The 16,378-nt window shown below is 37.5% G+C and carries 17 protein-coding genes; 12 read left to right on the plus strand and 5 right to left on the minus strand.

Annotation, left to right across the window (positions count from 1 at the left end):
• Positions 1-218: 218 nt before the first annotated feature.
• Together AC1M9C_RS07420 and AC1M9C_RS07425 are read left to right on the plus strand one after the other, a co-directional pair.
• Positions 219-1,181: a GGDEF domain-containing protein gene (locus AC1M9C_RS07420; RefSeq protein WP_481593594.1), complete on the plus strand. Its 963-nt coding sequence runs from the start codon at positions 219-221 to the stop codon at positions 1,179-1,181.
• 136 nt (positions 1,182-1,317) lie between these two features.
• Positions 1,318-2,229: a polyprenyl synthetase family protein gene (locus AC1M9C_RS07425; RefSeq protein ID WP_481953457.1), complete on the plus strand. Its 912-nt coding sequence runs from the start codon at positions 1,318-1,320 to the stop codon at positions 2,227-2,229.
• A 33-nt stretch (positions 2,230-2,262) separates the two neighbouring features.
• On the opposite strand, the gene putP is transcribed toward AC1M9C_RS07425, so the two are convergent.
• The 5 genes from putP to AC1M9C_RS07450 form a co-directional block, all read right to left on the minus strand.
• Entirely contained in the window at positions 2,263-3,753 is a 1,491-nt protein-coding gene (putP, locus tag AC1M9C_RS07430) for a sodium/proline symporter PutP (protein WP_481610924.1), read from the minus strand.
• A gap of 168 nt (positions 3,754-3,921) precedes the next feature.
• Positions 3,922-4,776 (minus strand): SPFH domain-containing protein, encoded by an 855-nt coding sequence (locus AC1M9C_RS07435; protein WP_481587249.1) that lies wholly within the window; start codon positions 4,774-4,776, stop codon positions 3,922-3,924.
• A 24-nt stretch (positions 4,777-4,800) separates the two neighbouring features.
• Positions 4,801-5,274, minus strand: coding sequence for an NfeD family protein (locus AC1M9C_RS07440; RefSeq protein ID WP_180028098.1), 474 nt, complete (start codon positions 5,272-5,274; stop codon positions 4,801-4,803).
• A gap of 86 nt (positions 5,275-5,360) precedes the next feature.
• The gene (locus AC1M9C_RS07445; protein WP_051586590.1) at positions 5,361-6,290 is read right to left on the minus strand and encodes a patatin-like phospholipase family protein; all 930 of its coding nucleotides are present in this window, start codon (positions 6,288-6,290) and stop codon (positions 5,361-5,363) included.
• 74 nt (positions 6,291-6,364) lie between these two features.
• Positions 6,365-6,982, minus strand: a complete 618-nt coding sequence (locus AC1M9C_RS07450; protein WP_481953458.1) for a lysophospholipid acyltransferase family protein — start codon at positions 6,980-6,982, stop codon at positions 6,365-6,367.
• A 137-nt stretch (positions 6,983-7,119) separates the two neighbouring features.
• Between AC1M9C_RS07450 and AC1M9C_RS07455 the strand changes: the two genes are divergently transcribed.
• The 10 genes from AC1M9C_RS07455 to AC1M9C_RS07500 all read left to right on the plus strand — a co-directional run bounded on the left by AC1M9C_RS07455 (position 7,120) and on the right by AC1M9C_RS07500 (position 16,370).
• Entirely contained in the window at positions 7,120-8,406 is a 1,287-nt protein-coding gene (locus tag AC1M9C_RS07455) for an MFS transporter (protein ID WP_481953459.1), read from the plus strand.
• Between the two features lie 110 nt (positions 8,407-8,516).
• Complete coding sequence (locus tag AC1M9C_RS07460; protein ID WP_481953466.1) at positions 8,517-9,236, plus strand: HAD family hydrolase; 720 nt, start codon at positions 8,517-8,519, stop codon at positions 9,234-9,236.
• Positions 9,237-9,376: 140 nt separating this feature from the next.
• The gene (locus tag AC1M9C_RS07465) at positions 9,377-10,285 is read left to right on the plus strand and encodes an AEC family transporter (protein ID WP_481953460.1); all 909 of its coding nucleotides are present in this window, start codon (positions 9,377-9,379) and stop codon (positions 10,283-10,285) included.
• Positions 10,286-10,410: 125 nt separating this feature from the next.
• On the plus strand, positions 10,411-10,923 hold the full coding sequence (locus tag AC1M9C_RS07470; protein WP_179998562.1) for a hypothetical protein: 513 nt from the start codon (positions 10,411-10,413) through the stop codon (positions 10,921-10,923).
• Between the two features lie 244 nt (positions 10,924-11,167).
• On the plus strand, positions 11,168-11,326 hold the full coding sequence (gene tatA, locus AC1M9C_RS07475) for a twin-arginine translocase TatA/TatE family subunit (RefSeq protein WP_481953461.1): 159 nt from the start codon (positions 11,168-11,170) through the stop codon (positions 11,324-11,326).
• A 45-nt stretch (positions 11,327-11,371) separates the two neighbouring features.
• Positions 11,372-11,770 carry a Sec-independent protein translocase protein TatB gene (gene tatB, locus AC1M9C_RS07480; protein WP_051586589.1) on the plus strand — a complete coding sequence of 133 codons (399 nt, stop codon included), beginning with the start codon at positions 11,372-11,374 and terminating at the stop codon, positions 11,768-11,770.
• On the plus strand, positions 11,763-12,503 hold the full coding sequence (gene tatC / locus AC1M9C_RS07485; RefSeq protein WP_481587245.1) for a twin-arginine translocase subunit TatC: 741 nt from the start codon (positions 11,763-11,765) through the stop codon (positions 12,501-12,503). Before tatB ends, tatC begins: the two co-directional genes overlap by 8 nt.
• Positions 12,504-12,645: 142 nt before the next feature.
• Positions 12,646-12,984 (plus strand): hypothetical protein, encoded by a 339-nt coding sequence (locus AC1M9C_RS07490; protein WP_035268003.1) that lies wholly within the window; start codon positions 12,646-12,648, stop codon positions 12,982-12,984.
• Between the two features lie 94 nt (positions 12,985-13,078).
• On the plus strand, positions 13,079-14,866 hold the full coding sequence (locus AC1M9C_RS07495; RefSeq protein ID WP_481587244.1) for a cholesterol oxidase substrate-binding domain-containing protein: 1,788 nt from the start codon (positions 13,079-13,081) through the stop codon (positions 14,864-14,866).
• A gap of 235 nt (positions 14,867-15,101) precedes the next feature.
• The gene (locus AC1M9C_RS07500; protein ID WP_481587243.1) at positions 15,102-16,370 is read left to right on the plus strand and encodes an HlyD family secretion protein; all 1,269 of its coding nucleotides are present in this window, start codon (positions 15,102-15,104) and stop codon (positions 16,368-16,370) included.
• Positions 16,371-16,378: the final 8 nt, after the last annotated feature.

Consider the following 16,378-nt stretch of genomic DNA (forward strand, 5'->3'; position numbering starts at 1 on the left):
TCGAGTGGTTTTTTTACGCGCTTAAAATATGTGATAAGTATACTAAATTAGCCTGAAAGCATTACTAACAGTACGATTCACTCATAAATAATTGAGACTATGTCAATTTTGACATGTTATATTAAGGAAATAAGTCAACGTGATTATATTCACCGAATTCATAAAATTAAGTTGCTGAATAGCCTTCGCTCCACGAATAATTAAAATGAGAAAGACCAATGAAGAAGGATAATAATTTTGAGCAGGATACGCCCAAGATTGATCAAGAGTTTCTAAACCAAATTCATGCTACAAATAAATTAGATTTGGTATCTGTGATTGCCAAAATCCCTGTGCCTGTGGCGCTAGTTCAGCATGATGGTGTATTTATTAGTGCAAATCAATTATTTGCTGATATCTATGAGAGTGATGCACTCTATTTACTCGGAAAGAAATTAGGTTTCGTATCAACGACGGTTTACCAATTATTTCAAGATGCGCTGCAATTGTTTCGACATGATTCACGCTTATACAAAATTGAAAATGAGTTCTATTCAAAAGGGCATTTTTTTCAAATTTATTTTAGTGCTTTAAGAGATAAATCAACCTCTTTGGATTGCGTGTTGATCGTATGTGCAGATATAACAAAATTGAAAAGACGTGAACGTGTCTTGATCCAAAATAATAAAAGGTTGTTTGAAGAGCTATATTTGGATCCTGTGACTGGGATGAACAATAAGCTGGCATTTGAACAGTTTTTAAAAGATCGCTTCCTTATTCAAGATCGGAAAAATTATTCTTTTATCAAGTTTGAAGTCGAAAATTTTAAAAAGTTTAATCAGCTCAATAGTTATACCATTGGCGATGAAATTTTGAGTCGTATTGGATCTCTGATTAAAGAGGAGTTGAATCAAGATTTAGCAGAAGTCTATCGTTTGAATTCTGCAAGTTTTATCTTGGTGATTCAAGAATCGACTCCTTGGAAAATTCTCACCATTGCTGAACGCCTAAAACAAACATTGGTCCGTGAAAAAATTTATTTCGATCCTCAAGAGGATGAGGTACTCACGTGTGCGATTGGGATTTTTCATCCTAATTGCCAGAAAATGTACTCAGAAAAGCAAATATTAGAAACCTTAGATCGTGCGGTTGACATTGCACATGTATTGGGTCGAAACTCGATTCATGTGTTAGATGAATAGTCACTCTTCATTTAAACCTATCACTAAATAAAACAAATCAGCATTGTGTTTTGTAGCAATCACAATTGGTTGTAGAATAAGGACAATTTTATATATACCGACTTGAAACGGTATAACTTGAGGTTCAAAGACGGCAGTGACAGTACATATCTCTGTGAATAGTGAAGTATTACAACGTGCTCAACAGCAAATCCAACAGGATCTGAAAATTGCACTAGATGCATTTTTCATTCCAGAGCCTTTGAAAAGTGCTGTAAATCATGCAGTCATGTTAGGTGGAAAACGGGTTCGTCCAGCTTTAGCGTATGCAACAGCAGAATTAAGTGAATTTCATAAAAATTTTGCTGCTGTGCGACGTGCAGCAGTTGCAGTCGAGTTAATTCATTGCTATTCACTTGCTCATGACGACTTACCATGTATGGATAATGATTTGTTGCGTCGTGGTCAACCAACTTGCCATGTTGCATATGGTGAAGATACAGCACTACTTGCGGGAGATATCTTGCAGTCGATGGCATTTGAGGTTTTAGGAAGTCGACTTTTTGATACACAAGTGACTGTAGATCCTTCTATTGTGTTGAAGCAAATGCAGATATTGGCGACATCATCTTCTAAGATGGTTTGTGGTCAAGTCCTAGATTTGCAAGCAGAAGGCAAGAAAATTGATCAGGAAGCATTGGAAAATATTCATCGTAATAAAACTGGTGCACTGATTCAGGCGGCAATCATGATGTCAGCAGTGACAGTGATGGACGGTGTAGATGCAGGAATACCGAAATTGCGTGAATTTGGTCAAGCATTAGGTTTAGCATTTCAAGTACAAGATGATATTTTAGATATAGTTTCGGATACTGAAACGCTTGGAAAGACCGCTGGAAAAGATGAACTTGTAGAAAAATCGACATATCCAGCTTTATTGGGTTTAGATGCTGCAAAAGAATATGCAAATAAGCTTCATCAGCAAGCGATTAGTGCTTTAGATTATTTTGGTGATTCGGCATCTGAACTTAAGCAGATTTCAGCTTTTTTGCTTGCTCGAAAAAGTTAAAAAAAGAGGACAGAAAGTCCTCTTTTTCATTTGTTATTTTGTCGCTTTATATAATCGGTCTGCTTCGTCAAATCGGTCAGTAACATCTGAGTTGGGTTGCTTACCTAATAAACTCACAACAATGATTGCGATGAGAGAGCAAATAAAGCCAGGAATGATTTCATAGATTCCAGTATCAGCCCAAATATTTTTCCATACAATAACGGTCACTGCACCAATGATCATCCCCGCCAAAGCGCCATTTAATGTCATGCGTTTCCAGAATAAAGACAGAATAATGAGCGGGCCAAATGCTGCCCCAAAGCCTGCCCAAGCGTAGGCAACTAGACCAAGTACTTTAGATTCAGGGTTTGACGCTAAAACAATCGCAAGTAAAGCTATCAGTAGCACCATCAAGCGACCCACCCAAACCAGTTCTTTTTGAGAAGCAGTTTTACGGATGAAAGATTTATAAAAATCTTCGGTTAAAGTGCTTGAACATACAAGAAGTTGACAACTCAATGTACTCATTACCGCAGCCAAAATTGCAGCTAATACAATGCCGGCGATCCATGGGTTAAATAGAACTTTCGTTAACTCCATAAATACAGTTTCAGGGTTAGCATTCACAATATTAGCGAACTGTGGATTTTGTTGAAAATAAGCAATACCGACATATCCAGCAGCCACTGCACCACCAAGGCACAGAATCATCCAAGTCATACCAATACGACGAGCATTAGGAATCGATTTAACTGAATCAGCAGCCATAAAACGTACGAGAATATGAGGTTGTCCGAAATAGCCTAAACCCCAAGCCAGTAATGAAATAATTGCGACGGTACTTAAGTTACCCATTAAACTGCTTGCTTCTGGTCGCGCTGCTTCAAGGGCTAAATTCACTTGAGATAAATCTGAAAAAGTCAGTAAAGCCACGATGGGGGTAAGCAATAAGGCAAAAATCATTAATCCCGCTTGGATGGTGTCTGTCCAAGAAACAGCTAAGAAACCACCAATAAAAACGTAACTGATCGTTGCAATTGCACTAATCCAAAGGGCAGTGCTATAAGGCAGATCAAACATACTTTCAAATAATCGAGCGCCTGCCACCATGCCTGAAGCACAATAAATGGCAAAGAAGATTAAAATGACAAATGCAGAAACGATTCGTAGAATTTTTTTCTGATCATTAAAACGATTAGAAAAGTAATCTGGGAGTGTAAGGGCATTGTGTTGAACTTCAGTATGAACTCTGAGACGTCCTGCCACTAACAGCCAGTTGAGCCATGCACCAATAATTAAACCAATTGCAATCCACATTTCTGATAGACCAGAAAGATAAATAGCACCTGGCAAACCCATAAGTAACCAGCCACTCATGTCAGAAGCACCAGCTGAAAGGGCTGTTACAAAACTTCCCAAGCGTCGTCCACCCAAAATATAATCTGAAAAGTTCGTGGTCGCTCGATACGCGATTAAACCAATCACGACCATGGCGACAATATAGAACAAGAAAGTGATTAAGGTGGGATCAAAGGTGCTCATACAATTTCCATGATGCAGTTAGACGATAGATTGTTTTCATGCAATCTTTCAGGATGCGAAATTTAACCATAAATTTAAAATAAATGCTGAAGAATTGAATCTTGAGTCATATCAATAAGAAAGGCAGCCGAAGCTGCCTTTTTAAATTTTGAAGAGTGTTTGAGCGATTTAAGGATTATTACGACCCATTACCCCACGAATCGTATTCATGATGTCAGCAGGCAATACCACAGTTTTAGCATTATTAGATTTAGCCATATCCTGCATTGCTTTTACATATTGTTCACCAAGTAGATAAGCGACAGGGATCTCTTTGTCGCCTACAGCATTGGTAACCATATTAATGGCTTTTTCTGAAGCTTCAGCGAGTACAACTTGAGCCTCAGCATCGCGACGTGATGCTTCAAGACGACCTTCAGCTTCAAGAATCGCAGCTTGTTTTTCACCATCAGCACGTGTCACTGTCGCACGACGCTGACGTTCAGCTGCGGCTTGGGCTTCCATTGCAGATTGCATTGTACTCGATGGTTGAATATCTTGGATTTCAACCGTCTTAAGCGTAATTCCCCAATCTGAAATATCATCAGAAATTGCTGCTTTTAGCTTCGCTTTAATGTGATCACGTGAAGATAAAGCATCATCCAAGTCCATTTCACCTACAATCGAACGTAGAGAAGTTTGGACAAGGTTTTGGATTGCCCAAGTATAGTTTTCGATACCGTAGACTGCTTTTTCTGGTGTAGTAATGTTGATATAGGCAACAGCGTTCATTAAAAGAACTGCGTTATCTCTTGTAATCACTTCCTGAGATGGAATATCGAGAACGATATCTTTTGTCGTGACTTTATATGCGACTTCATCAACATAAGGAATCACAAAGTTTAGACCTGGACTTAAGGTTGTATGGTATTTACCCAGACGTTGTACGATCCATTTATAGCCTTGAGGAACAATACGAACCCCTTTAAAAATAGTGATCCCGACGAATGCCAAAAATGCGATGGCAATAATTGAACCAGACATTTCTACTCCTTTAAGAATTATTGTTTATAACGGTGAGTTGAGGTTATTGTGCGCTTGAACGACCAGCTCATTACCTAAAATATCTGTAACTCTGACACGATCACCGACCTGAACAGGGCTCAGTGTTCTGCAATTCCATTCGTCAGAGCCTAGAACTGGAAGCTGAAAACGAACTTTGACTAATTCAGGTTCATGACCAATTTGAATCACCATCCCAACTTGTCCGATGGTCGCTTCACGTGAGAGACCCGCTTTAGTCTTATCAACGGAAAGTGGTTTAATAAATTTAAACCAAACCACCGTACATGAAATCGATAGGACAACCCATAAAATAATTTGAGTTGGAAGCCCCATAGAAGGAAATAGCCACACCAGTATGCTAATAATGACAGCAGCTATACCAAACCACAGTGCAGCAAAGGCCGGTAAAATGAGCTCAGACAGGATGAGCAAAATACCTAATACAAACCAATGCCAAGGTTCAATCAATAAGTCCATACATCTACTCTAATCGTTATCTTGTTATAGACGAAAACATCTATATCAAGATAACAGACTAGGGCAGAGAAGCCTATAAAAAATGCTTAAAAGCGAGCTGTTGGTGCAGGTTTGAAAGCAGCAGGAGATTTTTTGAAATTGGCAATTGCGGTATCTATTGATTTAATTTTCAGTTGCGCTGCTTTCTCACCTTCAAGTATTGCCTCATTGCTGGCTTTCAAATCCAAAGTTCCTAAATGGCCAACTTTTGGCTGAATCACGACTGTAGCTGCATTGAGTTCAGTATTGATACTTTGTTGACCCATAATATTAATCGTTTGATCCAACAGTCCCCACATGCTCATCGGCTTATTGCCTGCAGGGCGTGCAGAAATATCAACTGCTATCACAATATCTGCACCCATATTTTTGGCAGTTTGAACTGGAATTGGACTCACGAGTCCACCATCAACATATTTGGTTTTGCCAATCGTTGTTGGAACAAAGACGTTAGGGATACTACATGACGCTCTTACGGCTTGACCTGTATTACCTTTGACGAAATCAGCGCGTTTACCATTATCTAAACGTGTGGCAACTGCAGCAAATCGAATCGGGAATTGTTCTATCGGTTTGTTCCCAACCTGTCGATTGACATAATCTTGGAGCTTTTGACCGAGGACCACACCCTGTCGATTTAAAGTTAAATCACGAATATCGGACTCTTTCAGTTGAAGTGCAATTTGCTGTAGTTGATAGGGAGATTTGCCTGAAGCATAAATACTACCGACAAAACTTCCAGCACTTGTACCCGTAACAATTTTGGGTTTTATACCATGAGATTCTAAAACCTTTAATACACCAATATGCGCAAAACCTTTTGCACCACCACCGCCTAGAGCAATGGCGATCACTGGCTCGCGTGCTTGAATTTGAGTGGATTGTGTAGGATTTTTTACAGTAGAGTTACAGCCTGATAGCGCCAATAAACTCAGGCCAATGAAGCTGATTTTGGGAAGATTGAGGAGCAATGACATAGACATTAATCTGCTAAAAAGTGTCAAAATTTTAGGCATATCTCAACAGATTGCTGTCTATTTTTCTAGCATTTTTACAAAAGTTCTTTAAAGGGTAATGCTATACGACTCATATTTTTAGGAGAAATTTTTCCACGATAATATTCTAATATTTTATGCAGATCAGATTCATAGTCTCCCGTCATTTCGAGGCTTCCTAAACATCGTATGACTTTATGATCATAGTCAAATGCAAACATTACCACTGGTATATTTGCACCTAAAGCAATGTGATAAAAACCGCTGCGAATCTTTTCAGCACTTTTTCGTGTACCTTCAGGTGCCATTGCCACCCAAATTTTATCTCGTTCATGAATAGCTTGAACAATTTGTTGAGTCAAGCCTTGGGGGGTATCTCGTTTTACCGGAATCACCCCGATCCATTTGAGTAAATGTTTGAGTGGAGATTTGAACAGACTATCTTTTCCAAAGATTGTGACTTCAATGCCAATGCCAAGCATCGCGAGAAAGGCATACAGTCCATCATAATTTGATGTATGGGGGGACACAATTGCGACAGCTTTGGGAAAATTTGGAAATTCTCCTTCAAAAGACCAGCCTTGTCGAAGATAAAGCTGTTTGAACGCTGCTCGACTCAACTTTGAACCGCGTTGAGGAACTTGTGATGGTAATTTTGGAAATCTATTGTTCATTGTGCGTTGTATAATTGCTTTTTAAACTTATTATAAAGACCTTGTGTATGAGATACATTGGCAGAATAAGAATCAAGTGACAAGGACATCTCAATACGGATTGATTAAGAAAACATCAGTTGCAGGATACCTCTTTCATGTCACCAAATACCAAAATGTATGTGCTTTTATTTTCACTCTATTGGGCGCAAGGATTGCCAGTAGGATTTATGACACATGCTTTGCCCGTGATTCTGCGTGCTGAAGGTGTTTCCTTAACGCATATTGGTGGATTTGGATTGCTGATGGCTCCGTGGGCACTCAAAGTTTTATGGGCTCCATTGGTTGATCGCCATCATTTGTTCAATCAAGGGCATTACCGCAGTTGGATTATACCCACTCAGTTACTCACAATTATCACATTGATTATCTTATCATTTATCCCCATTCAATCACTGAATCAACCTCAATATCTCTTTGGATTTTTCGTGGCATTGTTGATGATGAATAGTATCGGAGCGACTCAAGATATAGCAACCGATGGCTTAGCTGTGAATATTCTAAAAGGTGAACAACAGCATCTAGGCAATATGTTCCAAGTGATTGGTTCAAGGTTGGGATTTATTGTGGGAGGCGGTGCGATATTGTGGGTATTAGATGCATTGACTTGGCAAACCACTTTTTTATGCTTGGCTATTTTGGTGGCATTTAATACGCTACCCGTATTATTGCATCGTGAGCCTCAACATACTTCACAAAGCATCAATAATCATCAAGATGATGATTCATCATCTAAAACTCAAAGTTTCGTGAAAGCTTTAAGTCATTACTTAAAATATTTTTTTCAAAATCGAGAACTCAGACTTTGGTTTTTTGTATTGTGTAGCATTAAAGTGACGGATGGATTGTCTGGACCTATTCTTAAACCATTGTTGGTCGATTTAGGACTATCTAAGACGCAAATTGGTGTCAATGTGACCATGCTTGGAGCATTTGCTGCTTTGATCGGAGCAGGTATTGCAGGTTGGCTACTTAGGTTTTATTCGCGTCAAAGTGCTTTAATTACTTTTTCACTGCTTAAATTATTGAGTCTCATTGGATTTGCATGGTTATCGCATTATGAGGCGCGACCTTCTGAATTGAACGTCGTGTGGATCTATATCATCAATGCTTTAGAAGATATGTTCGCTGCGATGTTATTGGTGATTATTCTAACCTTGGTGATGCAATACAGTCGGAAAGAATTTGCAGGAACAGATTTTACTTTCCAAGTCGCATTGATGGCTTCCATTGCGGGAGCACTGTATACCTTGAGTGGCATATTAGGCGATTGGCTTGGTTATACCTCATATCTCATTTTGATCTGTATATTAGGATTATTTTTGTTCATACCAATTTTAGTATGGAGTCGGTATACAGTTCAAAACAAACATCAATGGAATTAGTCTGTAATCTATCTTTTATTCATTTTCATGCTTAGGATGAAATAAAAATGAATAATCGAGATTGCGGAGAGTTGATAGCATGGGCAAATGAATACACTCCTCTAAGCACTATGAAAATTCAAGCTGTTATTTTTGATTTGGACAATACACTGACACACCGAGATTTAAGTGTTCAAACTTTTAGTCGGGCATTATTTAATACTTATAAACAGCAAATCGATCAATCTGCCTCGTCTGCGCAAGCTGAGATTCTCGAAACGATTCGATATATTGATCATGGTGGCTATCCCATCCGAGAAAGAATGACTGCACCTACCATTGGTGGTTCAGTTGCTCATGCATTACTCAAGCAGTTGAAATGGATAAAAGCACCAGAATTAGATGAATTAAGTGACTATTGGTTTAATCAATTTGGACTAAACGCAGTCATGATGCCAAATGCTATTCAGACGCTTGATCAGCTTAGAAGCGAAAGATTTAAGTTGGCAATCATTTCGAATGGAGGACATTTCACTCGACACAAAATTATCGAAGGTCTAGGAATCGCGCATTATTTTGATGTGATCATGAGTTCTGAGAAGGCAGGTGTGTCAAAGCCTCAAGCAGAAATATTTCATATGACTTGTCAACAATTAGGAATTGCACCTGACCATTGTCTTTATGTTGGTGATCATCCAGTGAATGATTATTGGGGTGCTACTCAGGCTGGATTAGATGGACTATATTTGGCGGGGTTTCACCAATCCTTAGCTGAACATCAACCGACGTTAAATAAAACAATTCAGACTTTGCCTGAAATTTTAGCGTATATAAAACAAGTCAATGCATGATGTAAATGATGAATTTTTGAGACGATCAGCTTGATGCAGTGTAATATAAAATGATCAGTTCAAAAGGCATGCAATAAACCCCTGTGGTTGATTGAGCATATTAGGACTGAGCGATCTGCACTCGATTAGGCTCATCATTTATGTACAGTATTGTTTTATCCTTAGTGCCGCTGATAGGGCTCATATTAATTGGATATTTTCTTCAACAGAAATCGTATTTAACAGACGAGTTTTGGGCGGGTGCAGAGAAACTTAACTATTTTGTGTTTTTTCCTGCCATGCTTTTTGGTAATTTGGCTCAAGCTGATATTCATATGGAGATGGTGAGTAAAATTTTAGTCATTTTACTCGTGGTCTTTCCAATTGCTTGTGCAGTTTTATATATTCTAAAAAGAATTTTTCAGACCCCAACACGAAGATTTGGAGTCTATGTTCAAAGCAATGTACGTTTTAATACCTATATTGGTTTAGCAGTAGTTGCTTCGCTTTTTCCAGCAGAAGGCATGACAATTTTTGCATTGCTGTTGGCGATCAGTATTCCTGTTGTGAATATCATCTCGGTATTGGCACTGACCGATCATGAAAATATGAATTTTCGAGCAGTGATTATATCGTTACTCAAAAATCCTTTAATTTTGGGTTGCCTGGTTGGTGTGCTCTACAATGTATCCGGGCTACCATTATGGAAAGGTGCAGAGTCATTAATTTACCAACTTGCGATATGTAGCTTACCTATGGGACTAATGTGTGTCGGTGCTGCATTGCAATTTGTGGCTCTTAAAAAAGAATCATTTCCTCTAATGATCAACACGCTATCGCGTTTATGTTTAATGCCGATTTTGGCTTGGCTGGGCTGTAAAATGCTGGGCTTCAATGCTTTAGAGACGCAAATCTTTATTTTATATTTTGCATTACCAACGGCTTCAGCTGCTTATATTCTGACAAAAGTATTGGGTGGTGACAGTCAATTAATGGCTGGCGTAATTAGTCTGCAAATTATCGGTGCTGCAATCACACTACCCATCGTTTTGACTTACATATTGCACTAAAACTCAGAAGTATAATTCCAAATATTTAGAATCATTTGAAAGCTTATCGATTCAATTTGAATTAGATTATGTATTTGTGTTGAATTATGAGAAAATGCAAGATTAAGTTGAATTGAAGTACTCCCATGACACACCACAATGCTGAATCTTTAAGTGATATCGAAATTTTAGATATTTTACAGTCTATGAAATCTGACGAACTTAATGTTGAGGCGAATAAATTGATTCGTAGTGGTGGTAAAGAGGGGCGTCAGGAAGCACATAAAAAAGCCTTGGTTGCATTACATCAATCTTTTGAAGAAAAGTTTGTTGAAGCAGTGACACTTGCTTTAGGTTTAAATGAAGCACAAGCAAAAAAAATTAAATATAAAAAAGACAGAATTCGTATTCTTAAAGCGCGTGGTATTGATTATCTTGAGATTGATGGTGCTGAAACAGCGCAAGTTTTATCGCAGGTTGCACAGGCGATTACACGCGAAGAAGCAATCGTAACGCATGATCTACACAATATTTTTCCGTTTTGGAAAGAAGGCTGGCCAATGGTTCAGTTAGATAATGCGTATGCTATTTTAGCTGAAGATATCGATATTCATTATCAAGCAACCTTAGATAAACTTTTAGAAATCTATGGTCGTTAATCCTTTATTATTCAAGTTAAACAAAGAATTGAAAACGTAGTTCAGCGAACCAAGTGACTGAAACCGATTTAAGCAAAGGCTTAAATCGGTTTTTTTATTTTTATCTGTAGCTTATATTTTGAAAGCAGAATAAAAAATCTAAACAGACTCAAATATATATGCTGAGATTGTTAGACATTTCAAGAGTTCTATGCATTGTTGGTCTGTTAGTATTAAGCAATATTAAAAAATAAGGATAACTATAATGATGGGTCTTTCAATTGGTCATATCGCACTGTTTGCCATAATTATTTTGGTCATTTTCGGTACAGCTAAATTAAAGAGTTTTGGCAAAGATGTCGGCGGCGCTGTAAAAGATTTTAAAGATGCTGTTCGCGAAGATAAAAAAGACACTCATCAATAATCTTTTTTAAACGATATTCAAAGCAATATTGTGGTGTTTTAACCTATGTTTGATGTTGGGTTTGGAGAACTACTCTTTCTTGGACTGATTGTAATTGTGGTCTTGGGTCCTGATCGTTTACCCGATGCGATTCGTTTTGCGCTTCGAAGCTTGAAAAAAATAAGTGAAATAAAATCCGATATTAAACAGAAAGTAGATCTTGAACTTGAGCTTCATCAACTTCGTGAAGAATTAAAAGACGAAATTCAGAATGTTAAACAGCTTGAAACTCAAATGCAGGAATATTTCGCGCATCTAGATGATCAAATTGATCAGAAACAAAAACAATATTTCCCAATCCAAAAGTTTTATGTGCCAGCACCTTATAAAACAGATTTTCTAATGACTCATTTAGCGCATTGGTCGTGTGTTGATATACATGTAATGGGAGTGAGATATGTCTGAAACTTCCGACCTCAAAAAAACACTGAGTCATTTTTCTGATTATTTTGAAGAATTTAGGCGAAATTTAATTCATGTCGTTATCGGCTTTTTAGTTATTTTTGTTGGATTAGTGCCATTCGCGAACAAAATTTATAACGCAATCGCACTGCCTCTACAAGCTAAATTACCTGCAAATGCGCATATGATTGCGACAGATATTACCAGTACATTTGTAGCACCCATTAAGTTGGTATTTTTTGTCACGCTGATCATCCTTTTTCCTTTTATTTTTTATAAATTATATGTTTTTTTAAAACATGCGCTTTATCTGAAAGAACGTAAAATTTTCTTTTTCTTTTTTCCATCAAGTATTGTGTTGTTTTACTCGGGCATTGCACTGGGATACTTTTTTATTCTGCCCGCTGTATTGGGATTCTTTATTGGAGTTTCTCCAGATAGTGTGACCCCTATGACAGATATACAACAATACTTATTGTTTTGTATTAAGTTTTTCTTCGTCTTAGGGCTGATTTTTCAAGTGCCATTGGTCATTATGATCACGGTGTATTTTGGATTAGTAGACATTGAGACCATCCAAAAAAATAGACCTTACATTTTTATCTTTTGTTTTTTTATTGCCATGTTTGTAACGCCGCCAGACATATTATCAATGGCGATTGGGGGCACAATGATCTATCTATTATTTGAAATTGGGCTGTTATTTTCAAGAATATTGAGTCACTCGAATTATTAAAATTAATGTTAACTAAATCACAAAATAATTAAATAGTGTCCTACATTTTTCATTATTGATACACAATTCATTCTGTATATTAAAAGTGCTTAACAAAAGTTAGGTGTATCTAACATAAATTCTTTATAACGAGGTTTTAATCATGAGCTTAGTAGAATTAAAGCAAGAAGAAATCAATGAAGTATCTGGTGCTGGAACATTGATTGGTGACTCAATCATCCACGGTGTGAACTTATTCAATCAAACACTTAATTCAAAACTGATTTCATCAGTTGGTGTTGTATTCAGTGCAGTAGGTTTAGGGCTAGTACACCAAGCTGCTGATACTACTGGTTTAGTGGCATCAAAAACATTAATTGGTCTTGGTCGTGCACTTGGTGGCGATGTAGCTGAAACTCCAAACCATTACGAAAAAGAAAAGGCAGAAGGTCAATATAAACTTCTTCCGACTTTAAATGGCGTTCGTGCTTGGCTTTCATAAGTTTTAAATAAAGTGTTAAAGGCAGACTGGTCATGAGTACTGGTCTGCTTTCAGTAACAGAAATAATAAAGCTAAACTTTTGGTGGCTATAACAATGCAGAATTCATCAGAACAAATAGATCACGATAAAAGAAACTTTCTAAAAACAATGGGTAGCTTAGCTGCTGTTGGTGCTGTTTCAGCATGGCTTCCAACACAAAAGGCAGAAGCTTGGTTTTTTCCTTTACAAGAAAGATTAGTAAATTTCCCAACTGAAATCTCAATTTTTAAACAGAAATATGAAAATTGGTCTGGGGAATCTCGTTATGAAAATGCATGGACAGCATCACCGAGAAATCAAGAACAAGTTTTAAAAGCCATTAACTGGGCTTATCAAAATGGCTATAAAGTCAGACCCAAAGGGATGTCACATAATTGGTCACCTTTATTGTTGGATGATCAAGACAAGATTACTAAAATTTTATTGATTGATATGCCAACGCATATCAACAAAGTCAGTATTGATGCAAAAGGTATTGTGACTGCCGAAGCAGGCATTCAAATGGAAGCATTGTTAACCGCAATGGAATACCGTAATCGTGGATTTGTGGCAGTACCAGCACCTGGAGATTTAACTTTGGGTGGTGTGTTGGCCATTGATGGTCATGGCACAGGTGTACCTGCCGTAGGGGAAATAAAACAAGAAGGTCAAACTTATGGTTCGATCAGTAATTTAGTGGTATCGATCACTGCTGCTGTTTTCGACCAACGAGAAGGTCGATATGTTGCGAAAACCTTCCTGCGAAATGATCCAGAAATTCGTGCATTTTTAGTTCATATAGGTCGTGCATTTATTTTATCTGCACAATTACAAACGTCAAAAAATCAATATATTCGTTGTGAAAGCTATACCGACATTCATATCAATGAGCTATTCGCTCAAGATAAGCATGCTGGACGTACCTTCTCTCATTTTCTGGATAAATCTGGTCGTGCAGAAGCAATTTGGTTTCCATTCACCGATTATCCTTGGTTAAAAGTTTGGACTGTTACTCCGTATCGTCCTTTGACTGCTCGACAGACAGTCAAACCATTCAATTATTGGTTCTCAGATAATTTGATCAAACCTATTACTGATTTGATTCATAAAATCATCGTCAATAAAAGTACTTATCTCACGCCAACCTTCGGTTTTACTCAGTATGAAATCTCTAAACTAGGTTTAAATGGTACGCCATTATCTGGAATCACGACGATTTTGACTGGTGGTTTGGCTTCTACTCAAACTTATGATTTATGGGGGACGTCAAAAAACGTTTTACTGTATGTCAAACCAACAACTTTGCGTGTTACTGCAAATGGCTATGCTGTCATTACCAGTCGTGCAAACGTTCAACGGGTTATTGCTGATTTTTGTGATTATTACGGCATTAAGATGAAGCAATATCAAAAAATGGGTCGTTTCCCAATGAATGGACCTGTTGAAATTCGAGTTACGGGCTTGGATCATCCAGAAGATTCAATTGTTCACGGCGCTCAAACAGCAGCATTATCAGCCATTAAACCTTGTCCTGATCATCCTGAATGGGACTGTGCCGTTTGGTTTGATATTTTAACCTTGCCAGGTACGCCATTCTCAGCGCAATTTTACACAGAAGTTGAGGAGTGGATGTCACAACGTTATCAAGGTGATTCTTTGATGCGACCAGAATGGTCTAAAGGGTGGGGCTATACCAATCAAAAAGCTTGGGATAGTTCAACTTATATCGATTACGAAATTCCACGCGTCCATGCTCAGGGTCAATCTAATCATTTAACCATTCAGTCGAGTAGTCATATTTTAAAGCAATATGATCCTCATGCTTTGTTCACAGCACCTTTAGTCAATCGAGTTTTGAAATAAAACAAGATGAACGCTTCGTTTTTAATCTATTGAAATCAGTATCCAACTGAGTTTATTCAAAGCAGATTTAGCTGAGCGAAGTGTGGGATAGAACAGGAGACAACACAGATCATGACTATTTTATTGAAAACTTTTGGTTTGTGTTTGTCTCTTTTAAGCACGCTGTTGAAATGTAGTCAACTTGATGAAAATTCAATATAAAAACCCGTACTTGAAAAATTAATTACAAATATATATGACAAATAAGCTGTTTAGAGACAAAGCGATTGATGCACAAAAGTCAAAGTGGATTGGTGAAGTCATTTTGATTCGACCATTTTCATTTACGGTACTCACGATTGTTGTCGCCATTTTTACTGTTTTATTAGTGAGTTTTATTTTTTTTGGAAGCTATACGAAGAGGACGAGTGTTAAAGGATTATTGATTCCTAATACAGGTTTAATCCGAGTTTATAGTGCTGAAGGGGGTACAGTCAGTGAAAAATTCGTCAAAGAAGGTCAATTAGTGGAGAAAGGGACACCATTAATTACATTAAAAATGACGCGTTATAATAGTACAGGTAACTATAATGAGTCTGTACAAAAACAAATTGAGTTAAAAAAACAAAGTTTAGATACTGAAAAAAATAAACTAAAAGACTTACATTTAAATAATGTTCAACAATTAAATGCAGAAATTCAATCTATACGTTTAGATTTAATAAAATTAGATGGCTTAATTGCCGAGCAACGCCAACGTCTAGCACTTGCACAAGAAAATGCACATCGTTATCGAGATTTAAAAGATAAAGAATATATTTCGATTGAAGAATATCAACTGAAGCAAGATAACTATATCAGCCTAAAAGTTGCTTTACAGAGCTATGAGCGAGAAAAAAATACTAAACAAGCTGAATTAGAAAATAAATTATTGGCTCAGCAAGGACTAGCATCGAAGTTGGAAAGTGAGCTGACTTTGGTCGATCGTCAATTAGCTTCGAATCAGCAAGAATTTTTAGAAAATAAAGCGCGGGATAGTTTGCTATTACAAGCCAATGCGACAGGAAAAATAGCATCGATTAATGCAGAGGTTGGTCAGTTTATTTCTCCTAATATTCCTGTCATGAATATTGTTCCGACGCCTTCTTATTTAGAAGCACATCTTTTTGTATCCAGTTCAGCAATTGGATTTATAAGGACTGGTCAAACCGTAAAACTTCGTTTTCAAGCCTATCCTTACCAAAAATTTGGTCAAGGTGAAGGTGTGATTCATTCAATCTCAGCGACGACGATGAACCCACAAGAACTGACCAATTTAGGCGAGTTAAGTCAGGGTGTAACACTTAACCAAAGTGAACCTGTGTATTTAGTCAAAGTCAAATTAGAACAACAGTTTGTAAAAGCCTATGGTGAAAGTAAGCCTCTTAAAGTGGGCATGGCCTTTGATGCAGATATCATGCAAGAAAAAAGAAAACTATATGAATGGGTACTCGAACCGTTATATAGCATCACTGGCAAGATATAAGAAGAAAT

This window comes from Acinetobacter sp. 24-47-39 (genome assembly GCF_056783825.1).